Origin of the sequence: Stenotrophomonas cyclobalanopsidis, assembly GCF_008710035.1 — a bacterium.
GTDB lineage: Bacteria > Pseudomonadota > Gammaproteobacteria > Xanthomonadales > Xanthomonadaceae > Stenotrophomonas > Stenotrophomonas cyclobalanopsidis.
Genome location: NZ_VYKI01000009.1, coordinates 32,215 through 39,909, shown reverse-complemented (window position 1 = coordinate 39,909; position 7,695 = coordinate 32,215). Strand labels below are relative to the sequence as shown.

The window sequence follows — 7,695 nt, the reverse complement described above, 5'->3', positions numbered from 1 at the left end:
TGTTTCTTGTTTGCCCCAGTGTTTTTTCCGTAGTGTCGAGCTTGCTCGACTGCTCCAGACATCAGTCGAGCAAGCTCGACTCTACCGTCCTCCAAGTATAGGGCTGTGGAAGCGATTTCCTGCGCAACCGGACCGGACCGGGCCCACGGGGCCACCCCGCCGGCGCGGCGCAACTGCCTGAATGGCGGTGGAAATCTGGCCGGGTCTGGCCGTTTTTCCCTGGTTCTTTGCGCCCCGGCGCTGGCTCGGCCACAATAGTGGGCCCGCCGCGGTCCATGCCGGCGCCCCGCCGGGGCCCCTGAGGAATTGCGTGCGGTCGTTCCTATTCCCACGGTGACGCATGAATTTCCACGAATACCAGTCAAAACAGCTGCTTGCCGAGTACGGCATCCCGGTCCCGGCCGGCAAGGTCGCGGCGACCCCGGACGAAGCAGTCGAAGCTGCCAACTCCCTGGGCCAGGGCCCCTGGATGGTCAAGGCGCAGATCCACGCTGGCGGCCGCGGCAAGGCTGGCGGCGTCAAGTTCTGCAAGACCACTGACGACGTGAAGGCCGCTGCGGCCAAGATGCTCGGCACCAAGATGGCCACCTACCAGACCGCAGGCGTTGAACTGCCGGTCAACCTGGTGCTGGTGACCACCGCCGGCGAGATCGTCAAGGAACTGTACCTGTCGGTGCTGGTTGACCGTGGCACCAAGACCATCACCTACATCGCTTCTTCGGAAGGCGGCGTGGAGATCGAGCAGGTCGCTGCTGAAACCCCGGAGCTGATCCACTCGCTGAACGTCGACTTCGTCGAAGGCGTGCAGGGTTACCACGGCCGTGATTTCGGCTTCAAGCTGGGCCTGACCGCCAAGCAGGCCGGCCAGTTCGCCAGCATCATGGTGAACCTGTACCGCCTGTTCAACGAAAAGGACCTGGCCCTGGTTGAAATCAACCCGCTGGCCATCCTGGACGACGGCAACCTGTACGCGCTGGACGGCAAGTTCGACAGCGACGACAACGCCGCGTTCCGCCAGAAGGCGCTGGTCGCCATGCGCGACAAGACCCAGGAAGATCCGACCGAAGTGATCGCTTCGGAGCTGGACATCAACTACGTCACCATGGACGGCAACATCGGCTGCATGGTCAACGGCGCTGGCCTGGCCATGGCCACCATGGACGTCATCAAGCTCAACGGCGGCGAGCCGGCGAACTTCCTGGACGTGGGCGGCGGTGCCAACAAGCAGCGCGTCATCGAAGCCTTCAAGCTGATCCTGTCCTCGGACAAGGTCGAAGGCATCTTCGTCAACATCTTCGGCGGCATCGTCCGCTGCGACATGATTGCCGAAGGCATCATCGCCGCCGTGAAGGAAGTGGGCGTCAAGGTTCCGGTCGTGGTCCGCCTGGAAGGCACCAACGTGGAAGAAGGCAAGCAGCTGCTGCGTGACAGCGGCATGGCCATCATCCCGGCTGACAACATCAACGATGGCGCCAAGAAGATCGTTGAAGCTGTCAAGAACGCTGCCTGATACCGACACCAAGGAATTCCAATGTCTGTTTTGATCAACAAGAACACCAAGGTGATCGTGCAGGGCTTCACCGGCCAGCAGGGCACCTTCCACGCCACTCAGATGATCGAGTACGGCACCCAGGTCGTCGGCGGCGTGACCCCGGGCAAGGGCGGCACCACCCATATCGACCTGCCGGTCTTCAACACCGTGGCCGACGCCGTGCAGAGCACCGGCGCCAACGCGTCGGTCATCTACGTGCCGCCGCCGTACGCGGCTGACGCGATCCTGGAAGCCGCTGCTGCCGGCATCTCGGTCATCGTCTGCATCACCGAAGGCATCCCGGTGCTGGACATGCTGCGCGTCAAGAACGTGCTGACCCGTGCCCACCCGGACACCGTGCTGATCGGGCCGAACTGCCCGGGCGTCATCACCCCGGGTGAGTGCAAGATCGGCATCATGCCGGGCCACATCCACAAGCCGGGCAAGATCGGCATCGTGTCGCGTTCGGGCACCCTGACCTATGAAGCGGTCAAGCAGACCACCGAAGTCGGCCTGGGCCAGTCCACCTGCATCGGCATCGGTGGTGACCCGATCAACGGCCTGAACTTCGTCGACTGCCTGAAGCTGTTCAACGAAGATCCGCAGACCGAAGGCATCATCATGGTCGGCGAAATCGGCGGTGACGCTGAGGAAGCCGGTGCCGAGTACATCAAGAACCACGTGAAGAAGCCGGTCGTCGGTTTCATCGCCGGTGCGTCGGCTCCGGCCGGCAAGCGCATGGGCCACGCCGGTGCGATCGCCTCGGGCGGCAAGGGCACTGCCGAAGGCAAGTTCGCCGCCATGGAAGCTGCCGGTGTCGTCACCGTCCGCTCGCCGGGCGACCTGGGCGCTGCCATCGCCAAGCTGGTGAAATAAGATCGACTGCCTCGGGCAGACGATTCGGTAGCGTCGACTGTTAGTCGACTGCTCTACCTGCATCAACAGAAAAGCCGCCTCCGGGCGGCTTTTCTGCGTCTGGGCATCCGCCGGGCACGGCCCGGCGCTACCAGAAACGTCCGCCCGGTAGCGCCGGGCCACGCCCGGCGGGCGCACGGCGCGGCGTTACAATGGGCCATTGCAACCACAGGCTGGATTCCCATGGCTTCGATCCGCATCGCGATGGCGCAGTTCGACTTTCCCGTCGGCGATGTCGCCGGCAACACCGAGCGCATCATCGAGATGATCGGCCAGGCGCGCGAGGAGTACGGCGCCGAGCTGGTGATGTTCCCCGAGCTGGCAGTGAGCGGCTACCCGCCGGAAGACCTGCTGCTGCGTCCGGGCTTCCTGTACGAGTGCGAACAAGCGCTGGGCCGCATCGCCGCCGCCTGCCGTGGCATCACCGCCGTGGTCGGCTGGCCGCAGGCCGCCGGTGCGGTGGTCTACAACGCTGCCAGCGTGCTGCGTGACGGCCTGGTCGAGCGCACCTACCGCAAGCGCGAGCTGCCCAACTACGCCGTGTTCGACGAGCGCCGCTACTTCGACGTGGACCCGGACGGCGGCAGCTGCGTGTTCGAGGTCAACGGCGTGCCGGTCGGCCTGCTGATCTGCGAGGACCTGTGGTTCGCCGAGCCGCTGGCCGACACCGTGCGCGAGGGTGCGCAGCTGGTGGTGGTGCCCAACGCCTCGCCGTACGAGCGCGGCAAGCATGCCCAGCGCGATGCCGTGCTGGCCGCGCGCACGCGCGAGAGCGGGGCGGCGATTGCCTACCTCAACGTGGTCGGTGGCCAGGATGCGCTGGTGTTCGACGGCGCCTCGGTGGTTGCCGATGGCGACGGCACCGTACACCCGGCGGCGGCGGCCTTCGTCGACCAGTGGCTGGTGGTGGACTATGACGGCGAAACCCGCCGCTTCCTGCCGCACGTGTGGATGGACGATGGCGACGAGAGCATGGACGCGCTGGCCTGGCGTGCGGTGACCCGCGGCATCCAGGACTACTGCCGCAAGAACGGCTTCAAGAAGGTGTGGCTGGGCCTGTCCGGCGGCATCGATTCGGCGCTGGTGCTGGCCCTGGCCGTCGACGCGCTCGGTGCGGAGAACGTCACCGCCGTGCGCCTGCCGTCGCGCTATACCGCCGGCATGTCCAACGACCTGGCCGCCGAGCAGTGCGAGGCGCTGGGCGTGAAGCTGGAAGCGGTCTCGATCGAGCCGGCCTTCAAGGGCCTGATGGAAGCGCTGGGGCCGATGTTCGAAGGCACCACGCCGGACGTGACCGAAGAGAACCTGCAGTCGCGCAGCCGTGGCGTGATCCTGATGGCGCTGGCCAACAAATTCGGCGGCCTGCTGCTGACCACCGGCAACAAGAGCGAGTACGCGGTGGGCTACGCCACCATCTACGGCGACATGTGCGGTGGCTACGCGCCGCTGAAGGACCTGTACAAGACGGAGGTGTTCGGGCTGTCCAAGTGGCGCAACACCGTGGGCGGCGCGCCGGTGATCCCGCCGGCGGTGATCAGCCGCCCGCCGTCGGCCGAACTGCGCGACAACCAGCTGGACCAGGATTCGCTGCCGGCCTACGACGTGCTGGACGGCATCCTGTACCGCTACGTGGACCAGGAGCAGTCGCGCACGGAGATCGTGGCCGCCGGCTACGACGCGGCCGTGGTCGACCGCGTGCTGCGCTTGGTGCGCATCAGCGAGTGGAAGCGGCACCAGGCCGCGCCGGGCCCGAAGGTTTCGCGCCGGGCGTTCGGCCGCGAGCGCCGGTACCCGATCAGCAACGGTTACAAGGGGTGAGGTAAGCGGGCCTCCACGCATGGCGTGGCTCTGTTGTAGAGCCGAGCCCATGCTCGGCTTGAAGCCAGAAGCAGTCGAGCATGGCTCGACTCTACAAAAGGAAAGGGCCCCTTGCGGGGCCCTCTTCTTTACTTCTTTTCCAGCCGCGCGTTGCGCTGGCCGGTGCTGGCCGACTTCTCGCCGGCAAACGGGTTCAGCTTGCGGATCATCCACGGGTACTTCGGCCAATTGCCTTCCAGCCACGGGTGCTGCGGCTGGTTCAGCGTCAGCACGCGACGGGCGTCGTCGGCCAGGGTCTTGTTGCCAAGGTGGGTGTAGGACTCGCCCAGCACCGCCACGGCGTCGTACTGGAACGCGCTCTGCGGGTAGGTTTCCAGCAGGTAGTTGGCGCGGCCGGCGGCCGAGACATAGGCGCCGCGACGCAGGTAGTACAGGGCGTTGTCCAGCTCGTGCTGGGCGAACACGTCACGCAGCTCGATCATGCGCTGGCGCGCATCGGCGGCGTAGCGGCTGTTCGGGTAGCGGTCGACCACGATGTTGAAGTCCGAATACGCCTGGTGCGGCGTGGACAGATCGCGGCGGCTCGGGTCCAGGGACCATACGCGACGCAGGAAAACCGTATTGCGGTTGGAGTTGGCCAGACCGCGCAGGTAGTACAGGTACGCGATGTTGCGGTGGGTCGGGTAGGTACGGATGAAGCGGTCGATGCTCGACACGGCGTCATCGTGCTTGCCGGCCTTGTACTGGGCGTAGGCGGTTTCGATCATCGCCTGCTCGGTGTACGGGCCGTACGGGTACTGGGCCACCAGGCGGCGGAAGCTGGCTTCGGCGCCACTCCAGTTGCCACCCTGCATCAGCGTGTGGCTCTTGTCGTACAGTTGTTCGACCGGCGTTCCTTCATCGGGGCGATCACCCTTGGCGCCGCGATGGCAACCAGTGGCGGCGATGACCAGCACCAGCAGCAGGGCGGTGAGGCGGACGGGCGCAGAGAGCATGGAGGAGCGTCGGATCATGGGGTCAAGGCGGGACGCGTCTGGAATACGAAGGGTCGATGATAGCCTAGTGTCCTGTCCAGCGACTGAAACCGGTCGACCGGACCCCAAAATTTCGAAGATACCCCCCTGCCATGTCTGAACAATCCTCCGAATCGGCCCGCCAGGCCATCGTCCCCGACACCTCCGCCGGCCGTCGTTTCGACGCGGTCGTGGCCGAGCTGTTCCCCGAATACTCGCGCTCGCGCCTGACTGAATGGATCAAATCCGGCGATGTGCTGCTGGACGGCGCCCAGGCCCGCCCGCGCGATCCGCTGCGCGGTGGTGAAGTCGTCACCCTGACCGTGGTGATGGAAACCCAGACCGACGCACAGCCGGAAGACATCCCGCTGGACGTGCTGTACGAGGATGAGCACCTGCTGGTGATCAACAAGCCGGTCGGCCTGGTGGTCCACCCGGGCGCCGGCAACCACAGCGGCACCCTGGTCAACGCCCTGCTGTACCGCGACCCGTCGGTGGCGGTGCTGCCGCGCGCGGGCATCGTGCACCGCCTGGACAAGGACACCAGCGGCGTCATGGTCGTGGCGCGCACCCTGGAAGCGCAGACCGCGCTGGTCGAGCAGCTGGCCGCACGTGACGTGCACCGCCAGTACCTGGCCATCGTGATGGGCGCCCTGGTGGCCGGCGGTACCGCCGATGCCCCGATCGACCGCCACCCGCGCGACCGCCTGAAGATGGGCGTGCGCGAGGACGGCAAGGAAGCGATCACCCATTACCGCCTGCGTGAGCGCTTCCGTGCGCACACCGCGCTGGAGTGCCGCCTGGAAACCGGCCGCACCCACCAGATCCGCGTGCACATGGCGCACATCCGCCACCCGATCGTGGGTGACCCGCTGTACGGCGGCGCGCTGAAGCTGCCCAAGGGTGCCAGCGACGAGCTGGTTGCCGCCCTGCGCGGCTTCAAGCGCCAGGCCCTGCACGCCGAGACCCTGGAGTTCGTGCACCCGATCACCGGCGAGCAGGTGCGCAACACCGCACCGGTGCCGGCCGACATGCTGCACCTGATGAAGGTGCTGCGCGAAGACAGCGCGGCCTTCGCAGAGCGCGAGCGGGACCGCTGGTGATGGATGCCGCGCTGCCGCTGCTGCAGGCCGACTGGCCGGCGCCTGCGGGCGTCCGCGCGCTGACCACGCGTCGGCATGGCGCGGGCATCTCGCCGGCGCCGTTCGCGCAGTTCAACCTGGGCAACCGGCACGCGGCCGATGGTGATACCCCGGCCAACGTCGAGCACAACCGGCAGCTGCTGCTGCAGGGCCTGGCCCTGCCGTCGGCGCCGCACTGGCTGCGCCAGGTGCATGGCACCACCGTGCTGCGTTTCGACGCAGCCCCGGTGGCCGGCGCCAGCGAGCCGGTGGCCGATGCTGCGGTGACCTCGGTGCCGGGCGTGGTGCTGGCCATCCTCACCGCCGACTGCCTGCCGGTGGTGTTCGCCGCCGCCGACGGCCGCGAGATCGGTGCGGCGCATGCGGGCTGGCGTGGCCTGGCCGACGGCATGCTGGAAGACACCGTGGCCGCCATGAACACGCCGGCGGCGCAGCTGCGCGCCTGGCTGGGCCCAGCGGCTGGCCCGCAGGACTATGAGATCGGCGAAGAGGTCTACCACGCCTTCGTCGGCCATGACCCGGGCGCGGAAGAAGCCTTCGTGGCCACCCGCGAAGGGCACTGGAAAGTGGACCTGTTCGCCCTGGCCCGGCAGCGGCTGCAGGCGGCAGGGCTGGACCCGCTCAACATCCATGGCGGCACGGTTTCGACCATGGCCGACCCGGATCTGTACTCGCATCGTCGCGACCGCCGTACCGGGCGCATGGCGACCCTGGTGTGGATGGAATGAAGCCGGCTGGCGGTCCTGAGGGGGCAGAGCCCTTTTCTGGCGAAAAGGGATCCGACCCCAGCCAGACGGCGGTGATCGTCTTCGACGGCGTCTGTGCGCTGTGCAGCCGCTGGGTGCGCTTCCTGCTGCGGTTCGACCGGCAGGGGCGCTACCGCTTCGCGGCGATGCAGGGCGCGCAGGGCAGTGCCTTGCTGCGCGCCCACGGCCTGGACCCGAATGACCCACTGTCGTTCCTGCTGGTGGACGCACACGGCGCGTGGACCGATACCGACGCAATCCTGCGCGTGCTGACGGGGCTGGGTGGCCTGTGGCGCGTGGCAGGCGTTCTGCGCCTGCTGCCGCGCGCCTGGCGCGACGTGGCCTACCGCGCGCTGGCGCGCAACCGTTACCGCTGGTTCGGCCGCCACGACACCTGCTACCTGCCCAGCCCGGAACAGGCCACGCGCTTCCTCGATTGACCGCCGCCGGGCGTGGCCCGGCGCTACGACGTGCACGGGGCAAGGGGGGCCCGGGCCCCCCCCCGCGGGGGCGTTAACCGTGAAAGGCGT

The 7,695-nt window shown here is 67.3% G+C and carries 7 protein-coding genes; 6 read left to right on the top strand and 1 reads right to left on the bottom strand.

The genetic code is table 11. The annotated features are described in order from the left end of the window. The first annotated feature begins 340 nt into the window (after nt 1-340). The 3 genes from sucC to FJU31_RS09000 all read left to right on the top strand — a co-directional run bounded on the left by sucC (nt 341) and on the right by FJU31_RS09000 (nt 4,264). A complete protein-coding gene (gene sucC, locus FJU31_RS09010; protein ID WP_079222939.1) occupies nt 341-1,510 on the top strand; it encodes an ADP-forming succinate--CoA ligase subunit beta in 1,170 nt (389 codons plus the stop codon). Nucleotides 1,511-1,531: 21 nt separating this feature from the next. Beyond that, nucleotides 1,532-2,407: a succinate--CoA ligase subunit alpha gene (gene sucD, locus FJU31_RS09005; RefSeq protein WP_108760494.1), complete on the top strand. Its 876-nt coding sequence runs from the start codon at nt 1,532-1,534 to the stop codon at nt 2,405-2,407. 222 nt (nt 2,408-2,629) lie between these two features. Continuing rightward, on the top strand, nt 2,630-4,264 hold the full coding sequence (locus tag FJU31_RS09000) for an NAD+ synthase (protein WP_150454455.1): 1,635 nt from the start codon (nt 2,630-2,632) through the stop codon (nt 4,262-4,264). 128 nt (nt 4,265-4,392) lie between these two features. Here the strand turns inward: FJU31_RS09000 and FJU31_RS08995 are convergent, their stop codons facing one another. Continuing rightward, a complete protein-coding gene (locus FJU31_RS08995; RefSeq protein ID WP_108769767.1) occupies nt 4,393-5,277 on the bottom strand; it encodes an outer membrane protein assembly factor BamD in 885 nt (294 codons plus the stop codon). 113 nt (nt 5,278-5,390) lie between these two features. Between FJU31_RS08995 and rluD the strand changes: the two genes are divergently transcribed. From rluD to FJU31_RS08980, 3 genes are read left to right on the top strand one after another with little or no spacing between them, the layout of a single operon-like run. After that, entirely contained in the window at nt 5,391-6,380 is a 990-nt protein-coding gene (gene rluD, locus FJU31_RS08990) for a 23S rRNA pseudouridine(1911/1915/1917) synthase RluD (RefSeq protein WP_150454454.1), read from the top strand. Further along, entirely contained in the window at nt 6,380-7,147 is a 768-nt protein-coding gene (pgeF, locus tag FJU31_RS08985) for a peptidoglycan editing factor PgeF (protein WP_150454453.1), read from the top strand. Before rluD ends, pgeF begins: the two co-directional genes overlap by 1 nt. Then, a complete protein-coding gene (locus FJU31_RS08980; RefSeq protein ID WP_150454452.1) occupies nt 7,144-7,605 on the top strand; it encodes a thiol-disulfide oxidoreductase DCC family protein in 462 nt (153 codons plus the stop codon). Before pgeF ends, FJU31_RS08980 begins: the two co-directional genes overlap by 4 nt. The last annotated feature ends 90 nt before the right edge of the window (nt 7,606-7,695 follow it).